Annotated in this window: 15 protein-coding genes; 7 read left to right on the top strand and 8 right to left on the bottom strand. The window is 58.1% G+C overall.

What is annotated here, in order from left to right:
- Positions 1–66: 66 nt before the first annotated feature.
- Positions 67–942 carry a UTP--glucose-1-phosphate uridylyltransferase GalU gene (gene galU / locus VO84_RS13845; protein WP_058188183.1) on the top strand — a complete coding sequence of 292 codons (876 nt, stop codon included), beginning with the start codon at positions 67–69 and terminating at the stop codon, positions 940–942.
- 57 nt (positions 943–999) lie between these two features.
- Here the strand turns inward: galU and VO84_RS13850 are convergent, their stop codons facing one another.
- Together VO84_RS13850 and ruvB are read right to left on the bottom strand one after the other, a co-directional pair.
- Entirely contained in the window at positions 1,000–1,557 is a 558-nt protein-coding gene (locus VO84_RS13850) for a thioredoxin family protein (protein WP_058188184.1), read from the bottom strand.
- Between the two features lie 35 nt (positions 1,558–1,592).
- The gene (ruvB, locus tag VO84_RS13855) at positions 1,593–2,630 is read right to left on the bottom strand and encodes a Holliday junction branch migration DNA helicase RuvB (protein WP_058188185.1); all 1,038 of its coding nucleotides are present in this window, start codon (positions 2,628–2,630) and stop codon (positions 1,593–1,595) included.
- 104 nt (positions 2,631–2,734) lie between these two features.
- Here ruvB and VO84_RS13860 point away from each other — a divergent pair, with 104 nt between their 5' ends.
- A complete protein-coding gene (locus tag VO84_RS13860; protein WP_058188776.1) occupies positions 2,735–3,955 on the top strand; it encodes a glycosyltransferase family protein in 1,221 nt (406 codons plus the stop codon).
- A 38-nt stretch (positions 3,956–3,993) separates the two neighbouring features.
- Here the strand turns inward: VO84_RS13860 and VO84_RS13865 are convergent, their stop codons facing one another.
- Positions 3,994–5,274, bottom strand: a complete 1,281-nt coding sequence (locus VO84_RS13865; protein WP_231737932.1) for an MFS transporter — start codon at positions 5,272–5,274, stop codon at positions 3,994–3,996.
- Between the two features lie 198 nt (positions 5,275–5,472).
- Between VO84_RS13865 and gyrA the strand changes: the two genes are divergently transcribed.
- Together gyrA and VO84_RS13875 are read left to right on the top strand one after the other, a co-directional pair.
- Positions 5,473–8,310, top strand: a complete 2,838-nt coding sequence (gene gyrA / locus VO84_RS13870; protein ID WP_058188186.1) for a DNA gyrase subunit A — start codon at positions 5,473–5,475, stop codon at positions 8,308–8,310.
- Positions 8,311–8,405: 95 nt separating this feature from the next.
- Positions 8,406–9,533, top strand: coding sequence for an alginate lyase family protein (locus VO84_RS13875; protein ID WP_197414028.1), 1,128 nt, complete (start codon positions 8,406–8,408; stop codon positions 9,531–9,533).
- A 1-nt stretch (position 9,534) separates the two neighbouring features.
- Here the strand turns inward: VO84_RS13875 and VO84_RS13880 are convergent, their stop codons facing one another.
- Positions 9,535–11,538 (bottom strand): glycosyltransferase family 39 protein, encoded by a 2,004-nt coding sequence (locus tag VO84_RS13880; protein ID WP_058188188.1) that lies wholly within the window; start codon positions 11,536–11,538, stop codon positions 9,535–9,537.
- Positions 11,539–11,739: 201 nt separating this feature from the next.
- On the opposite strand from VO84_RS13880, the gene VO84_RS13885 reads away from it, so the two are divergent.
- Both VO84_RS13885 and VO84_RS13890 read left to right on the top strand, forming a co-directional pair.
- The gene (locus VO84_RS13885) at positions 11,740–12,864 is read left to right on the top strand and encodes a DUF5715 family protein (RefSeq protein WP_058188189.1); all 1,125 of its coding nucleotides are present in this window, start codon (positions 11,740–11,742) and stop codon (positions 12,862–12,864) included.
- 104 nt (positions 12,865–12,968) lie between these two features.
- Complete coding sequence (locus tag VO84_RS13890) at positions 12,969–13,742, top strand: YIP1 family protein (protein ID WP_058188190.1); 774 nt, start codon at positions 12,969–12,971, stop codon at positions 13,740–13,742.
- Positions 13,743–13,834: 92 nt separating this feature from the next.
- Here VO84_RS13890 and fabF read toward each other — a convergent pair whose 3' ends face one another.
- Together fabF and acpP are read right to left on the bottom strand one after the other, a co-directional pair.
- Positions 13,835–15,082, bottom strand: a complete 1,248-nt coding sequence (gene fabF / locus VO84_RS13895) for a beta-ketoacyl-ACP synthase II (RefSeq protein WP_058188191.1) — start codon at positions 15,080–15,082, stop codon at positions 13,835–13,837.
- Positions 15,083–15,085: 3 nt separating this feature from the next.
- Positions 15,086–15,334 (bottom strand): acyl carrier protein, encoded by a 249-nt coding sequence (gene acpP, locus VO84_RS13900; protein ID WP_058188192.1) that lies wholly within the window; start codon positions 15,332–15,334, stop codon positions 15,086–15,088.
- Positions 15,335–15,649: 315 nt separating this feature from the next.
- Between acpP and rmuC the strand changes: the two genes are divergently transcribed.
- The gene (gene rmuC / locus VO84_RS13905; RefSeq protein WP_058188193.1) at positions 15,650–17,128 is read left to right on the top strand and encodes a DNA recombination protein RmuC; all 1,479 of its coding nucleotides are present in this window, start codon (positions 15,650–15,652) and stop codon (positions 17,126–17,128) included.
- Between the two features lie 3 nt (positions 17,129–17,131).
- On the opposite strand, the gene VO84_RS13910 is transcribed toward rmuC, so the two are convergent.
- Entirely contained in the window at positions 17,132–17,560 is a 429-nt protein-coding gene (locus VO84_RS13910; protein WP_058188194.1) for a hypothetical protein, read from the bottom strand.
- A gap of 60 nt (positions 17,561–17,620) precedes the next feature.
- Positions 17,621–18,514 (bottom strand): aldo/keto reductase family oxidoreductase, encoded by an 894-nt coding sequence (locus VO84_RS13915; protein WP_058188195.1) that lies wholly within the window; start codon positions 18,512–18,514, stop codon positions 17,621–17,623.
- Between the last annotated feature and the right edge of the window lie 42 nt (positions 18,515–18,556).

Here is an 18,556-nt window from a genome sequence, read left to right on the forward strand (position 1 = left end):
AACGCAATCGAATTTTGCATCTCAACCCATAGAAAACTTAACGATAAGAAAAGTGAGGATTAGAAGATGAGCAAGCAAGTTCGGACGGCTGTTTTTCCCGCCGGTGGCTTGGGCACACGTTTTTTGCCCGCGACAAAAGTAATTCCCAAGGAAATGCTGGCGTTGGTCGACAAGCCGATCATCCAGTACGGCGTAGAAGAAGCGCTTGCTTCAGGCATTGAGCACATCATTTTCATCACGGGGCGCGGCAAGGGCGCCATGGAAGATCACTTCGACATCAGCTATGAACTCGATGCCACGCTTGAGAAGAAGGGCAAGAAGGAGCTGCTTGAGCTCTCGCGCAAGATTTCGTCCATGGCGCGCGTAAGCTATGTGCGGCAGAAGGAACCACTCGGCCTGGGTCACGCCGTGCTCTGCGCCAAGCAGCTTGTAGGCGATGAGCCATTCGCTGTTCTGCTGCCCGACGACGTGATTGACGCCGAACCTCCCTGCATTAAACAAATGATCGGCGTGTATGAGGAGCACGGCGGGTCCGTGCTTGCCACCATGACAATCGACGGCCCCAGCATCAGTGCTTACGGCGTTCTGGCAGGCTCGCAGGACAGCGCCAATCAACGCCTTTACAACTGCACCGGTATGGTGGAGAAGCCGAAGTTTGAAGACGCGCCGTCAAAGCAGGCAATTATCGGCCGCTACATTCTTACTCCCAAAGTCTTCGAGCTGCTCGAAAAGACAACGCCCGGCGCAGGCGGTGAGATTCAGTTGACGGACGGTATTCTGGCGCTGCTCCAGCACGAGAAGGTCTTCGGTTTCACCTTTGAGGGCAAGCGCTTCGATGCGGGCGATAAGTTCGGAATGCTGCAGGCAACAGTGGAGTTCGCACTCAAGCGTCCGGAGTTTGGCGAAAAATTCCGCGAGTATCTCAAAGGACTTCCGCTGTAATCATCCGCATTCGCGCCAAACATGAAGCCGGCACGCATTGTGCCGGCTTCGTTGCTTTTATGCCTTCCACTTGATATTGCAACCAATCGACGGCTTCTGATCCTCCGCCGCAGGCTTACCGGCAAGTACCGCATCCACTGCCGCGCGCAGATCAGCCCCAGTGACAGGAACGCCATTACCGGGGCGGCTTCCATCGAATTGCCCGCGATAAGCAAGCTTCCAGTCCCTGTCAAAAAGGAAAATATCCGGCGTGCAGACAGCGTCATAAGCCTTTGCCACCTCCTGCGTCTCATCCAGGAGATACGGAAAGTTGAAGCCAAAAGTCTCGGCCTGCTGTTTCAGTCCCGCAGCATTGTCTGCCGGATATGCCACAGCATCATTACTGCTGATAGCTACAACAGCAAGCGGCTTACCCGCGTAATCCTTGCCGAACTGCGCAAGTTCCTTCTCAATGTGCTTCACAAACGGGCAATGCGCACAGATGAAGAGCACAAGAAGCGCGTCGCTTCCCTTGAAGTCATCGCGGCGCACAGTCTTACCAGTTACAACATCCGTAAGCGCAAAGTCCGGCGCTATCGTCCCGAGCGTGAGCATGGTGGATTCAGTGCGAGCCATGCGAGTTCTCCTTTGTTTTCAAAATTGAGATGAGGTTAGAAAAGCCCCGGCTGCCTGCCCGGCATCGCGATCCCAAAGTGCTCATAGGCAAGACGCGTTGCCACTCGCCCGCGTGGCGTACGATCCAGAAAACCAATCTGTATCAGGAACGGCTCATAGACTTCCTCAAGCGCGTCTTCTTCTTCAGCCAGCGTGGCGGCCAGCGTGCCCAGCCCCACCGGGCCGCCATCATATTTCTGAATGATGGTCAGCAGCAGCTTGCGGTCAATCTCATCAAAGCCGTGCGCATCTACTTCGAGCATCGTAAGTGCAGCATGTGCCGTGGGCCTATCAATCACGCCTGTGCCGCGCACCTGCGCATAATCGCGCACGCGGCGCAGCAGGCGATTCGCAATACGTGGTGTGCCACGCGAGCGTAGGGCAATCTCTGCGGCGCCATCCGTGTCGATAGGCACGCCGATCACTTCCGCAGAGCGCTCGACAATGATGCGCAGATCATCTTCCGTGTAGAACTCAAGCCGCAGCAGAATCCCAAAACGCGAGCGCAGTGGCGAAGAAATCAGCCCCGGCCGCGTCGTCGCGCCAACAAAGGTGAAGGGCCGAATCTCCATCACATGCGTGCGTGCCGCCGGCCCCTGCCCAATAATGATGTCCAGCTTGTAGTCCTCAAGCGCCGTGTATAGCTTTTCTTCCAGCACCGGCTGCAGGCGGTGAATCTCATCGAGAAACAGCACCTGCCTCTCGCGCAGGTTGGTAAGAATCGCCGTCAGATCGCCCTGAATCTGCAGCGCCGGCCCGGAGGTCTGCTGGAAGCCCACGTCAAGCTCGTTGGCAATAATCGTCGCCAGCGTCGTCTTGCCCAGTCCCGGCGGTCCAAAGAGCAGCACATGGTCCAGCGCTTCGCCACGGGATTTCGCAGCCTCAAGCGCAATGGCAAGCTGTTCCTTGGCCTTCGACTGCCCGATAAACTCGCCCAGCCAGCGCGGCCGCAGCTTCAGCTCAAAATTCTGCTCTTCTTCGGCGCGGGAGGCGCTGACGAGCCGTTCCGGTAAGTTGTCGTGGGCAATGGCCATAGATGGATTCGCAACCGTTGGGGTCAGTGTAGCCGTTGCGGGTGCAATGCGGAAAGGTCGCCTGAAACCCGCCATTTAAACTAAAACTATAGCTAGACTCAGTGATGACACGTCCGTTCGCCCGCCTCCGCCGTTTCCGATTCAATCTCCCGCAGCGCGTCGCCGCTGTGATGCTCGCGCTCTTTCTGGCACAGGGTTTCTGGCTCATGAGCAGGCAAACGCTTACGGACCGCGACTACCAGTACGCGCGCTGTGGCCGCGAAATGTGGGAGAAGCCATCGCCGCTCGCCGGGTATTTCACAAGTTGCGGCAACATCCATGACGGCGTTCTGGCCTATCGCGCAGCCGGCCTGCCGCTCACGCTGAATCTGCTCGCGGAGCGCGGCCTCGATCACTTCCGCAAGCCGGAAGACCGTGTAATCCAGACAGCCCAGACCGAAGGGACTCAACTCAGCACATGGGAGCTGCGGCATCAGATGCCATATGTACTCACTCTGCTGCGGCTGCCGTTTCTCTTTGTCGGCGTAGTTCTGGGCGGTGCGCTATGGTGGGTTACGCGGCGGCTCTACGGCAACTGGGGCGGCTATACCGCACTTGCTCTCTACTGCTTTTCACCTTCAATCATTAAAGCCAGCATTACGCCGGGGCCTGAGATATTGGCAACGCTGGGCGTATACGGCGGCATATACACCTGTATTGGTGTGGCGCATGCCATGCAGGGGCCGCGCAAAAAATGGCGTCCGCGCATTGTGCTGCTCACATGCATCTTTGGTGTGGCAGCAGCCGCGCATATTGCTGCGCTGCCGGTGGTGGCGCTGCTGGGCATGCTGCTCATGCTGTGGATTGCCGAAGGCCGGCGCAGCCAGGCGTTGCCCATCGTGATGATGGCCGCGGTTGGCGCATTGCTGCTGGTGTTTGCGTGCTATGGCTTTTCGCCGGACGCCTTCAGTTATCTCTTCCGTTCAGCATCGGGCTTCATGTGGTTCTCGTTCGACCCCATCCTGCGCTTCTTCACCACATTCAGCAATGCCGGCATCACCATCGCCGCGGCAGCATCGGTAATTTTGTATCTTGTGCTGCGGCGCTCGCGTTACTTCGGCAACACAGCTCCGTTGTTTTGCACCATGGTTTGCTTCATTCTCGTAACCACAGGCGTCCACGCCACACCGTGGTTGTGGGCGGTGCCGTTTCTGCTTACCTTCATCGGTGGCGTCTTTGCGGATGCCTATGAAGGGCCGCGGCCTAAGCTCGCGTTGGCCGCAGGCGGCGCTGTGGTTCTGCTGCAGGCCGTCTTCTGCTTGCTGAGCCTGCCCGGACTGCTATAAACCACCCCAGGGACGAAGACCTGTCCCCGGGGACCCCGCTATAGCGTCTCGTCCTTGGTCTCGCGGATCATGAACAGCCCGATCAGCGTAAGAATCGCAGAGGCCGTCAGGTAATAGCCCACATACTGCAGCCCATAATGCGAGGCCAGCCAGCGAGCAGCATACGGCGCCAGCGATGCGCCAAGGATTCCCGCCGTCGAAAATGCAATCGAGCTGCCGGTGTAGCGTACCGGCGTGGGAAAGAGTTCCGAAACCACCGTGCCCAGCGGTCCATACGTAAGGCCCATCAGCGAAAGGCCTACAAGCAGCAGGACGAGCGGGTGGAGCGTGAACAGAGGCGCCAGCGCAAAGCCAAACACCGCAATCAGCACGGAGATGACAATCATGGTGCGGCGGCGGCCACGCTCCGCAATCCATGCGGCAATCGGAATCGTCAGCAGAAACGCAGCCGTGCCAATGAGCTGATAGACCAGGAACGTGTTGCGGCTGTAATGCAGCTCTGTGGTGCCCCAGTCCAGCGTGAACACGATCATCAGGTAAAACAAAACGAACGTTGACAGGCAGACCAGGATTCCCGCAACAACCTGAAGCGCATGATGACGAAACACCGAGAACAGCGGCACGCTCACTGGATGCATGTGCTTGCGTGCCTCCTCAAAGACCGGCGTTTCGGTAATCTTGAGTCGCACATACAGCCCAAGCAGCACCAGCGCTGCTGAAGCCAGAAACGGCAGCCGCCAACCCCAGCTTAAAAACTGATCGTTGCTCAGCCAATCCGAGAGCAGCAGAAAAATCCCGCCGGAGAGCGCAAATCCAATGGGCGCGCCAAGCTGCGGAAACATGCCGTAAATCGCGCGCCTTGAAGGCGGCGCGTTTTCAACCGCCAGCAGCACCGCTCCGCCCCACTCGCCGCCCAGGCCAATGCCCTGGCCAAAGCGGCACAGCGCCAGCAACATCGGAGCGGCAATCCCAATTGCGGAGTAGCCGGGCAGCACGCCCACCAGAAACGTAGACACGCCCATGGTTGAAAGTGCCAGCACCAGCGTGCGCTTGCGGCCAATGCGATCGCCAAAGTGTCCAAAGAGAGCCGAGCCGATAGGCCGCGCAAAGAACGCCACCGCAAATGTCGCCAGCGAGGCAAGCATGGCCGTCGAAGGATCGGATTTCGGAAAGAACAGGTGCGGAAAGACCAGGATGGAAGCCGTGGCGTAAATGTAAAAGTCGAAAAACTCGACCGCCGTTCCAACCAGGCTGGCAAAGAGAACCTGGGCCGGAGTATTGATGCGCGTTTCTGGTGAATTTCCGGTTGCGATGGGCACGCAAAGATTCTATCGGACCGGTCTGCGCCGAGCGGCCGTAACGAGCAGTGTTCCCTGTCTCCAAAATAAAGAAAAATAAAGGTTTATTCGCATTCGTTTACCTTGCTGAAATCTGCTTTGAACGCGTAAAATAGATGCAGCACTTGCCGCATTTCGGCTCTTTTTTGCCGCACTCGTGCAACGTGCGTAAAAACATTTATGGCAGACGATCAGAACCCGCAGCTTCCCCTCGACGGCGGCACTCCGCCCGGCGGCTCCAACCCGAGTCTCATTCCCATCAATATCGAAGATGAGATGCGCCGCTCCTACCTCGATTACTCAATGTCGGTCATCATCGGGCGCGCCCTTCCGGATGCCCGTGACGGGCTCAAGCCCGTGCATCGCCGCGTTCTCTACACGCTGAGCGAGATGGGCCTGGAGCACAACAAGAAGTACACCAAGTGCGCCAAAGTTGTCGGTCAGGCTATGGGTGTCTACCATCCCCACGGCGACTCCGCCATTTACGACACGCTGGTCCGCATGGCGCAGCCGTTTTCGCTGCGCTATCCGCTTGTCGATGGGCAGGGCAACTTCGGCTCTGTCGACGGCGATCCGCCAGCCGCCATGCGTTACACCGAGTGCCGCATGCAGCGCATTGCCGGCGAGCTGCTTGCTGACATCGATATGGAAACCGTGGACATGGTGCCGAACTACGACGAGTCCACGTTTGAGCCCTCGGTGCTGCCCACGCGCATCCCGAACCTGATCGTCAATGGCTCCAGTGGCATCGCCGTCGGAATGGCGACAAATATTCCACCGCACAACCTCACTGAGATCGTCAATGCGACGATCGATCTTGTGAAAAATCCCAAAGCCGGCCTGGCTGAAGTGCTCATGCATGTGCAGGGGCCTGACTTCCCGACTGGTGGATTCGTCTACGGTCGCAGCGGCATCGCGCAGGCCTACCGCACTGGCCGCGGTCGCTTCATGATGCGCGCTCGCGTGGCCACGGAATTCCTGACCAAGGAAAAACAGGCGATCATCGTCACCGAGATTCCATATCAGGTCAACAAGTCCAAGCTCATCGAGCGCATCGCCGAGCTGGCCAACGAAAAGATCATTGACGAGATCAGCGACGTGCGTGATGAGAGCGATCGCGACGGCATGCGCATCGTCATCGAACTCAAGCGTGGCTCGCAGCCGGAGATCGTGCTGAATCAGCTCTACAAGCACACGCAGATGCAGGAAAGCTTCTCCATGATCTTCCTTGCCGTTCTGCACGGTCAGCCGCGTGAGCTTGGGTTGGACCAGGCAATTCGCGCGTTTATTGATCATCGCGTGGAGGTGGTGCAGCGCCGCACCGTGTATATGCTCCGCAAGGCGCGCGAGCGTGAACACATCCTCGAAGGCTACAAGATCGCGCTCGACAATCTCGACACGGTCATTAAGATCATTCGCGGGTCCGGCTCTCGCGCAGAGGCCCGCGAAAACCTCTACGCCTGGGGCAAAGGCAGTGAGATCGTCATCAACCTTAATCGCGAGCGTCTTTCTCAAGAAGAGAAGGGCCTTACGTTACGCCAGGTTGACGCAGTTCTCGAACTGCAGCTCTATCGCCTCACGCAGCTCTCTGTCGATGAAATCCTCAGTGAGCTCGGCGAGATCCGCAAGAAGATCGCCGAGTACGAATCCATTCTCGCCAGCGACACAAAGCTGCGCGCAGTGATCATTAAGGAACTCGAAGAGGTTCGCGACAAATACGGCGACGCACGCCGCACGCAGATCGTCGATGAGTCCGCCGAACTCCAGCTTGAGGACCTGATTGCAGACGAGCAGGTTGCCGTAACCGTCAGCCATCAGGGTTACCTGAAGCGCACCCCCATCAGCACGTATCGCCAGCAGCGACGCGGCGGCACCGGTCGCATGGGCATGAAGACGCGCGAAGAGGATTTCGTCGCGCAGCTCATCGTGGACTCCACGCACGCGTATCTGCTGTGCTTCACCAACTCGGGCCGCGTCTACTGGCTCAAGATCTACGAGATTCCTGACGTGGGTGCTGCGGGCAAAGGCAAGAGCATGGCGAGTCTGCTGAGCCTGCAGCCCGGCGAAACTGTCCGCGCCATTCTTCCCGTGCGCGATCTCGAAGAAGAAGGCAAGTTCATCTTCTTCGCCACGCAGCAGGGCGTCGTCAAGAAAACGCCGCTCAAGGACTTCTCAAATGTCATGGCGCGCGGCATCATTGCCATCGCCATCGACAAGAACGACGATCTCGTCACCGCTGACATCACCAATGGCAAGCAGAACATCTTCCTCGCCACACGCGAGGGAATGGCCATCCGGTTCCAGGAGGAGTATGACGCCGAGCGCAGCGGTATAGGCCTGCGTCCCATGGGCCGGAATGCCGCCGGTAACAAGGGCATCACCCTCAAGAAGGGCGACTACGTCATCGGCGCTGCCATTACGGACTCGGACGAAACCCGCGATAAGGAACGCGATGAGTGTGCCAAGGAACGGAATCTGACGGACAAGCTCGCCGCCTTACGTAAGGTCTATAGCGACGCGAAGGATGCTCTGCACAAGGCCCGCGAAGACCGGCGCGGCGGAGAATCTGAAGACGAGAAGCTCAAGACCAGCGAAAAGAATGCCGAGAAGGCGGTCGAAGAAGCATGGTCCGCGCTGAAGGAACTCGACACCAAGCTGTGCGTCACGCGGTCGCTCATTCTTTCCGTCACGGAGAACGGCTTCGGCAAGCGCACAGATGTGGATGAGTATCGCCTGACCGCACGCGGCGCACAGGGTGTAAATAACCTGAAAGCCACGCCAAAGGTGGGAAAAACCACTTCCATTCTGTTAGTCAATGAAACCAGCGAGCTGATGGTCATCAGCCAGTGGGGCAAGATCATTCGCCTCGACACCAAGACGGTGCGCGCCGCAGGTCGCGCCACGCAAGGCGTGCGGTTGCTCAACTTGGATGCGGAAGACAAGGTTGCCGCCGCCGTAATCATCCCGCCTGACGAACTAAACGGCAAGGACGACGAGCAGGGCACACTAATCCAATAAAAATTCGCTTCCCGGGTTTCTTTCAGAGAATTCGGGAAGCGGTTTTTTCATCCCCTGTAAGATGATCATGCGTAGAGCGAGGCCACCGGATGCGCATGCAGTTTCACAAACTCTTCCTGCCCCTGTTCCTTTCCGTGCTGGCGTTGCCCGCTACTGCGCAAAAAGATCTCCTAGATAAAGCCAGCATCACCAATTCCTCGGCATCATTCATCGACGTCGCCTCGCGCCGTTCTGCGCTTGCCTCGGCAACGAATCCGCGCGTCATTGCAGCCCTCAAAGACAAGTGGGGCTGCACCCGCTCGGAGCAGCCCGCGCCGCCCACCGGCCGCATGATCATTCCGCATCACTATCTCAGCGGCAGCAATGGGCCCATTAATCCGGAAGAGGCAAAGGCTACCGTCCCATATCAGAAGCTTCAGGATGCAGTGACAGACGGCGCAAGCCGTTATGTGGCTACGGGCGATCATGCTGAAGCCGTTTGCGTCGCCAACCTGCTCGCCCGCTGGGCCGCGGCCAGAACACTGCTCGATTACACCTCGAAGGAAAGCAGTCAGGCATGGTACCAGGTGGAGTGGACGCTCAGCTCCATCTCACTCGCCTATTCCGTCGTGCAATCGGACTCCGCCATCCCTGCGGATCAGCGCAAGCAGATTGTTAACTGGATGCACGATGTGACCATCTACATGTTCGATCAGGGCCCGCGTCCGGATGACCACACGCGCGAGAACAATCACTCCTACTGGCGCGCACTCTGCGCCACATCGGTCGGCGTGCTCGCTTCGGATAACAGTCTCTACCGCCGCGGCCTGGAGCAATATGTGCGCGCTATCGGACAGATGAATCCCGATGGCTCACTGCCGCTCGAAATGGCCCGCCACGAAAATGCGCTGCACTACCAGAGCTTTGCGCTTGAGCCTCTTGCCATGGTAGCCGAGCTTGCCGCGCGCCAAGGCACAGACCTCTATAGCATTCGCTCAAACGGCCACACCATTGCGGATGCCGTCGACTTTCTTGTGCGCGCCTCCGCAAATCCCGACCTCATGAAGCAATACGCATCGGAGCCGCAAAGCTTTTCGCTCTTCTCTGGCAAAAAGCCGCCGGCATGGGTTGAGTTCTGGGCTGCACATCATCCCGGCGAACCTTGGAGCACACTGCTGAATCAGCCCTTATCCGATTCCGTCATCGGCGGCAATGCCACGCTCTATGTAGCGCCCGCGAAGTAGACTACAGCTTACTCAGCTTCGCCTCCAGCCCCGGCACATAGGCCGGCTGCGCGCCGGCCTCCAGCTTCTTCGCTTCATTCAGAGCCGCGGTCCATGCAGTGCGCGCTTCATCTTTCTGCCCGTTTGCATTCGCCGCATCGCCCAGAGCCGCCTGCGCGTCAATGACCGTTGGATCCATCGCCACGCCTTCACGCGCCAGTGTCAGAGCTTCCTGCATCCTGCCCGCCTGCAGTGACAGCAGTGCGAGTTGAGCCCGGCTCAGCGCGGCAGCCTTCTTCATATCAAACGTTCCGCGATAAACAAACACCGCATCATCGATGTACTCCTGCGGCTCAATACCCAGAAAATTTTGATATGGATTCAACGCTCCGGTAGGCCACTCGCAGCCGCTGAGGTCGCCCGCGCTCATCAGCACCGTCCCATGGATCACGGGCGGGGTAGCCTCAGGTCCGCCCCATGCATATGTGCCCTGCCATAAGGTGTCCGTCGTAGGCAGATGATGGCAGCGGATGCCATACGTTGCCGTATCCACCTCCGGATAAGCAAAGTAAGCAAACCAGCACTCCTCATTCGGATGCGCGTCCTGCCACTTTTTCACGGAGATCAACTGCTGCCCCCAATCGACATTCGCATCACTCAACAGATTATGCAGGTTCTTCGGGCCGCCCCATGCTTCATTCGCATACGCAATATCATTTGGAAACACCACAAGCGCGGAAACAACATGCGCCGCAATCAGCACGCCGCAAACCCACGCCCATGCTTTGCTCTTCGCACTCAGCGCCACCACACCAGCACCCGAAAGAATCGCAGCCAGCGCATACAGCGGCAGAATATGCCGCGAGCCAATGTTCATGCCGGAGAGAATCGCCACGGCAAGATACACGATCCAGGGAACCAGAATGTATGTCACCTCGCGTGCCTTGTTCAGCTTTCGCGTAAGAATGGCAAAGAAGCTCAGCAGTACCAGCCCGAGCAGCCCGAGCGTCGTTTTCATCGTAATGACGATAGGGAAGTACCACCACACACCATGGGGAATCTGCTGGCCCAGAATGAATGTGGGATAAAACTGCGCCATGCGCTTCACATCCACCAGGCCCATCAGGTAGCTCTCCGGCAGCAGATGCAGATGCGCAATCGTCATCACGCCTGTCTGTTCAAAGTGGCTCAACGGCATCACGTAATCCGCCAGCGAAGTGGTCAGTGCCATTCCCGCTGGCCGCGCCGCATAGCGGAATCCATAAAACGCCCACAGCACCACCACGCCAATCACAACAACAGCGGCAAATGCTCCGCTCAGCCGCAGAGCCGTGCGCCCGCGCGTGCCCTTGGCCGCAACAAAGACCTCATACGCAATCAGCAGCACCAGCATAGGCGCCAGCAGAATGCCGGAGTGCTTCGTAGCCAGCAGCAGCCCCGCGGCAACGCCCGCAAGCGCCAGCCGCAACAGCGAAGGCTGCTTCACATAGCGATAAAACGCATAGACGCTCAGCAGAAAAAAGAGCGTTACACCCACATCGGTCGTCACCAGTGCGGAGTGGCCAAGAATATTAGGTTCAAACACCACAAGCACCAGTGCAATCAGCGCAGCGCTCGCGCCAAACCACTCACGCGTCGCAAAAAACACAACCAGTGACAGCGCAATCGCCAACAGGCCCGCAGCCATCCTCATCCGAAAGACAAGCCGTTGCCCCGCGCCATCATTACGCGCCAGCCATTCGCGCCCGTCCTGGTACGCCTCAGTCTTGAAGTCGCGATCCTGCCGCACCGTAGGCACCCACATCTTCTCGCCTAGCAGAGGCAATGTGGCCAGCAGCTTCACAAGCGGCGGATGCTCAGGATTCAGCCCATAGTCGCCGGCCTTCCACATCTCGTAACCGGCAAACATGTGGTCGTCCTCGTCCCACGTCAGTGACTCGCGGTGCACAACATAGGCAAACTGGGCCACCTGCACCACAATCAGCAGGGCAACAATAATCCAGATCCAGCGTTTCGAGAGGTTCATCGTACATCCTTCAAAAGAGTCGAAGTGAAACGTTTGAGTGCAGCGAAATTCTACACAGGCTCACAAGAGTCTGGCACGGTCGTCCAAGCTTAAGAAATGTAAGCGGTATGTTATCGGACATAGCCGCATCCGGATAGATACTCTCCCTGAGACCCATGTGTGGCATAAACTGAAGAAGCTCTGGAATCTCCGCACACTTCTATGAAGTTCAGGAATGTGTGCCTCATCTTTACGCTGGCAGTTTTCGCTGCGGCCTCCGCCCTCGCCACTCCGGTCACGCGAGCGCATAAGCGCGCGCCGGCACTCGTGCCGCCTCGTAAGCCGTCTCATGCGGCTCCCACAAAATCCAGCACAAAACCCGCTTCAGCAAAGTCTCGCAGTGCAACCAGCGCCTCGGCAACTTCAACGGCAGGCCGTCACGCAAACACGCGCAGCGCAGCAAGCAACACTCAGAATCGCCCCCAGAATCGTACTATCGCGCGTTCCGCCAGCCGCGCACCTGCGCCTTCCGCAAATGCCCGCTCACAACGCAACGTACGTACTTCGCCACAGCCCCGCTATCTGCCGGCAGTTCGCCGCCGTATTCGGCGCGAACCGGTGCCGCAACCCGAAACAGAGTCCACTCCCGACCCGCACGTAGAGATAGCTTCGCTCAATACGGAAAGCATGACGCTGCCTTCTACGCGCCATGCAGCGTCCAGAGCCGTCTCCATGCCCGCGCCGCTCAAAGGCTCCTTTGAATCCCTGGCGCGCCAGAATGAAAAGACCGAAGAAGACGGTCTTGAACGCATTCTCGACGAACAAGACCTGCAAGACCGCATCGACCACAAGCTGCTGGTACCTGTTCCGGTCTCCGCTTCACTCAGCATCAACAACAATCTTGCCGAGACGCATCGCTACGTGCGGCCCTGGACCGCGACCTTCCTGGGAGATCTATCCAAAGCTCATGCGCAACGCTTTGACGGCCCCATCCAGGTCACCTCCGCCGTGCGTACCGTGGATTACCAGAAGCAGCTGATGCATGTGAACGGCAACGCCACGCAGGCTGAAGGCGACGTTGTCAGCCCGCATCTCACCGGCGCCACCATCGACATCGGCAAGAACACTATGAGCCGCGCCGAGCTGGCCTGGATGAGGAATTTCCTGCTTCCGCTGCAGCTTGACGGCAAGATCGACGTGGAAGAAGAATTCCGCCAGGCCTGCTTCCATATCACCGTTTACAAATCCTACGTGCCGCCGCTGGCGCCGGCCACGTCTGTCGCGTCTGCCCGAAAAGTCCGCAGCAAAGCCAGCGCGCAAGTAGCCTCTACGGACGACCCGCAATAATCTCCCTGCAGCCTCCTCAAGCGGCGCGAAATCATCGCGCCGTATGCCGTTTCACGATACAATCGCGCACAAGTAGCTAGTGCATATTTTTTGTGAGGCATACGATGAGCGATCCGATAGTGCAGCCTGTCTCTGAACTAATTTCCCCGCCCGGCCCCCGTCTTTCACAGATCCAGCGCGTGATCTACACCTTCACCGCGCCGTCCAAAACATTCAATGACATCAAGGCAGGTAACAGGAGCTGGTGGATGCCATGGTTGATCGGCCTGCTGGTCGGATACCTCTTCTTCGCTGCCGTTTACACCAAGATCGGCATGCGGCAGGTGGCGGAGAACTCGATCCACATGAACGCCAAGCAGGAAGCCCGCATGGCGGATATGCCGGCAGACCAGCGCGAGACGAGCATGAAAGTCACCGTCTACATTACGGAGGGCGTCTTCCTCGCAGGTCCGGTGCTCCTGCTCGCCATAGTGGCCATAACATCGCTCGTGCTTATGGGGACGATTAACTTCGTCTTCGGCGGTAAGGCCAGCTACGGCAGTATCTATTGTGTCTCCATGTATGCAAGTTTGATAGGAGTCATCCAGGCGCTCCTGGGAATCATTGTGGTCTTTGCCAGTTCGGCGCCGGAATCATTCAACATCAATAACTTTGCCCCGACCAATATCGCTGCATTCCTCAGTGCTATCGATACAAACAAGGCGCTGTACGCATTGCTCAAATCGCTGGACGTCATCACCATCTGGAATTTGGCGCTGACCAGCATTGGCATTGCGATTGTGGCGGGCGTCAAGAAGACATCTGGCTACATCTCGGTCTTTAGCTGGTGGGCAGTTATGGTGCTTATCGGCATAGGCGTTGCTGTCGCAACAAGCTAAACGAAGTTCACAAACAACAACGGCGCGCATCGTGGGATGCGCGCCGTTGTTGTTTGAGCTGGACGCTAGAGGCTAGAAGCTGAAAGCTGCCTTTACTCCGTCCACCGCCGCATAATCAGCGTCGCATTAATACCGCCAAACCCGAACGAATTCGACAACGCCACATCAAAGCTGTGCGGAATGGCCACATTCGGCACATAATCCAGTACGCACTCCGGGTCCACATTATCCAGGTTGATCGTCGGCGGAAGTATCTGGTTCTGCAGCGCCAGCACGGTGATGCCGGCCTCCAGTCCACCCGCGCCGCCCAGCAGATGGCCCGTCATGGATTTCGTGCCGCTCACCTTCAGCTGCTTTGAAAGCGCACGCTCGCCAAAGACCAGCTCAATCGCCTTCGATTCATTGCCGTCGCCTGCAGGCGTCGAGGTGGCATGCGCGTTCACATAGCCCACTTCATCCGGCGCAATGCCCGCATCCTTCAGCGCGGCCCGCATGCTGCGTTGCGCGCCCGCGCCTTCTGGCGCAATCCCCGTCATGTGGTAGGCATCGGCGCTCATGCCGTAGCCAATCACCTCGGCCAGAATCTTCGCGCCGCGCTTCCTGGCAAACTCCAGCTCTTCCAGAATCACCATGCCCGCGCCTTCGCCAATCACAAAGCCATCGCGATCTTTATCAAATGGCCTGCTGGCCTTCGTCGGCTCGTCATTGCGTGTGGAAAGCGCGCGCATCGCCGCAAATCCACCCACAGACAGCGGTGTGACAGCCGCCTCCGATCCTCCGGCAATCATGGCATCCGCATCGCCATGCAGAATCATCCGCACCGAGTCGCCAATCGAGTTGGCGCTTGTGGCGCAGGCCGTAGCCGTGGCTGAAATCGGTCCCTGCGCACCATAGCGAATGGAAATGAAACCGGCGGCCATATTGACGATAGCCGCGGGAATGAAGAAGGGCGACAGCTTGCGCGGGCCGCCGCTCAGCATGTTCGAGTGCTCGCGCTCAATGATTTCGAAGCCGCCAATACCCGACCCGATAAACACCCCAACGCGCTCGGCATTCTCGGGCGTAATCTGCAGACCGGACTGCGCCATTGCCTCCGCCGTCGCGGCAAAGGCAAAGTGCGTGAATCGCCCCATCTTTCGCGATTCCTTCTTGTCCACAAAATTGAGCGGATCGAAGTTCCGGACCTCGGCGGCAAAGGTGACAGGGAAGCCGGTGGTGTCAAAGCCCTGGATCGGGCCAACGCCGCTTCTTCCCTCAATCAGCCCCTGCCACACTTCGGGCGCGGTGTTGCCCACACCGCAAACCAGCCCAAGGCCGGTAATGACGACTCTTCGGGTCACCGATTACTTGCCTTTCGCTGTCTTTTCGTGCTTCTCGATGTAGTCGATCGCATCCTTGACCGTCTTGATCTTTTCCGCGTCTTCGTCTGGAATCTCCAGGTCGAAGGCCTCTTCGAACTGCATCACAAGCTCAACCACGTCGAGCGAATCCGCGCCCAGGTCTTCCTGAAAGCTGGCGCCGGGCGTCACTTCCGCCTCATCCACCTGCAGCTGCTCAACAATGATCTGTTTTACTTTCTCTTCGACGGCCATGCGTGCTTCTCCTCGTTGAATCTGTTGGAAATCCGGGGAATCGCCCGGGGATAAAAATCCGTTCTCCGCCTGCCTACAATACCCGTCTGCGGCGGGGAATACAACCGGGGCAGATAAAAAAACTCCCACGGTCCCGAAACTCCAAGTCTAACGGTCCGATTCGCAGTGTGTAAAGGCGGGGAACAGGGAATAGAAACAGCTGGAATGCGCAGCCTGGGTGCTCCCCCTTGCGCGCTTTTTGCGAAAAGGAGGGGATAACTGAATTCCATCCAGAATTTCACAGCCAGCAGGCGTAAATTAAGCGAAGAGGAAATCATGCAGGCACTTATTGCGGTCATTGCAGCATTGGCAGGCATCGCTGTTGGCTTCTTGTTGCGGAACGCCTCGGCAAAAAGTGAGAAGGCGCTCATCGAAGCGCTCAACCAGAAGCTGTCAGCAGACGCTGAGACCCTGAAGACGCAGCTCACAGAGGCGCAGGGAAGAGCACAGTCGGCCTCCGCGGATCGCGCGCGCTTTGAGGCCACGGCAGAAGAGCGGCAGAAGACTCTAGACACGCTGGCCCGCGAACGCGAATCGTTACAGGCAGATCTCCAGACACATACCGCGACAGAAAAGCAATCCGCCGCCCGCATCCGCGAGCTTGAAACCTCTCTGGCAAATGAGCAGAAGAACATGGCGGAAAAAGTAGCCCTCCTTGAAACCGCCAAGACCGCGCTCGCCAATCAGTTCGAAGCCCTCGCCGGAAAAATCCTCGACGAAAAATCAAAGACCTTCGCCGACGTCAGCCAGAAGGATCTCAACAACCTCCTCGATCCACTGAAAACTCAAATCAAAGAGTTCCGCGAAAAGGTTGAAGCAGCACAAAAGGATTCCAATACCGGAGTAACCAAGCTCGAAACGCTTATCGGCTCACTCAGCATGCTCAACGTACAGCTTGCAGAAGAAGCAAAGAACCTCACCACCGCGCTACGCGGTTCCACCAAAACGCAGGGCGACTGGGGCGAATTCATCCTCCGCGATCTGCTGGAGAAGGCCGGCCTGCGCGAAGGCGAGCAATACAGCTTTCAGCAGTCGTTCACAGCGGCAGACAGTGAAAACAGCGATCGCACCCGCACCGTGCGTACAGACGTCATCGTGTATCTGCCCGGCAGCCGCCATCTCGTCATCGATTCCAAGGTTTCGCTCACCGCATACACTGACTGCGTCAGCGCCACAGACGATCTCACCCGCTCCGCCGCGCTCAGGCAGCATCTGGCAAGCGTACGCGGCCACATCACAGGCCTTGGCAAAGCCGGCTATCATCGCCTCTCTGGTGTCGAGTCGCCCGATTTTGTCGTGATGTTCATTCCCATCGAGCCGGCCTTTTTGCTCGCGCTCCAGAACGATGAAAATCTCTGGGCTGACGCATACCGGCAGGGAATTCTCCTCGTCGGCCCCACCACGTTGCTCTACGTCATCCGCATCGTCCACGTGCTCTGGCAGCAGGAGCTCCAGGCAAAAAGCGTGCAGGAAGTAATGGATCGCGGCACAGCGCTCTATGAAAAGTTTGTAGGCTTCGTCACGGATATGGAGTCCATCGGCAGAGGCATTCGCTCCGCAGATCAAAGCTACTCGAACGCCATCAAAAAACTCTCTGAAGGCCCCGGCAATCTTGTCCGTCAAGTGGAGATGCTCAAGAAACTCGGCATTCGCAGCACCAAGTCACTGCCCAAGAATCTGCTCGACGCAGCAGAAGCAGACGAGCCCTCACTTGCCCTGGCCGCCAGTGCCGACGATTCCACAACTCAGGATTAGCAATTACATCGTCGGCTTCGGCGCAGGCGCATCCACCTTCACCCGCTTCAGCGTCAACTCGCCCGGCGGAAAGCTTCCATCGCTGGCCTTCGTGCTCAGCTTGATCGTGTCATCCGCATTCACGGTGCCTTCGTTGTTGATCGTCATGTTATTAAAGCTCACATCAAAGCTGAACTTGTCGCCATCCACCTTGCCGTTGTCCAGGTTCAGCGGATCGCCCTGCGGTCCCTGCACGCTTCCTGTCAACTTCGCGCCATCCACTTTAAAGGTGTAGGTCAGCGTAAAGCCGTTGCCATCCGGAGTCGTCAGGTCGCCGGCCCAGGTGCCCGTAATATCGGTCGCGTTGGTCTTCGTCGCAGCAAAGGTACCGCGCGCGGCAACTGCTGCAAGCAGCACCGCGCACACTGAGAAGAGAAGGAAAATACGCTTCATTGTGTTCAGTCTCCAGGGGAAATCCGTGGAGGAATGATACACAACGATCCACACAACACGTCAGCCAATCGAATCCAGCTCCGCCAGCGTCTCCGCCGAAAGCTCCAGCTCCGCAGCCTTCAGATTTTCGCGCAGATGCCCCACTGACGAAGTCCCCGGAATCAGCAGAATATTCGGCGAGCGATGCAGCAGCCACGCCAGCGCCACCTGCATCGGCGTTACGCCAAGTGCCGCCGCAATCTCATCCAGCTTGCCCGACTGCAGCGGCGAAAATCCACCCAGCGGAAAGTACGGCACATACGCTATGCCCTGGCCGGCGAGCGCATCGACAAACGCATCATCCCCGCGCTGTGCCACGTTATAGAAGTTCTGCACGCACACAATCGGCGTAATCTTCTGCGCCTCAGCCACCTGCGCTGCGCTCACCGTGCTCATGCCAATGTGTTTGATCTTGCCCTGCTCCTTCAGCTTCACCAGCGCCGTCAGTGGCTCTTCAAATGGCTCATCCTCCGGCCCCGAAAACCCACCCAGCCGCAGATTCACCACATCCAGCGCATCCAGCCCAAGATTGCGCAGATTGTCATGCACCGCATCCGTCACATCCTGTGCGGATCGTGCATGAGGCCACTCGCCATTCGGCCCACGCTTCGCACCAACCTTGGTCACAATCACCAGCTTCTCCGGATACGGATGCAGCGCCTGCTTGATAATCTGGTTCGTCACATGCGGCCCGTAGAAATCGCTCGTGTCGATATGGTTCACACCGGCCTCAACCGCCTCGCGCAGCACTGCCAGCGCGCCCGGCACATCCTTTGGCGCACCCCACACCAGCTTCGCGCCATCGCGCCCCGCCAGCTGCATCGCGCCATAACCCAGGCGATTCACCGTAAACTCCGTGCCCGGAAACGTAAACGTTCCGCCCAATTTTTCTGATTTCAGATTCGCTTCAGTCATCTCTCTCCTCAAACGCGCGGAAGATTTTCGCCTTCACATCCG

The organism is Occallatibacter gabretensis (genome assembly GCF_001449115.1).
In the GTDB taxonomy this organism is placed as follows: Bacteria; Acidobacteriota; Terriglobia; order Terriglobales; family Acidobacteriaceae; genus Telmatobacter; species Telmatobacter gabretensis.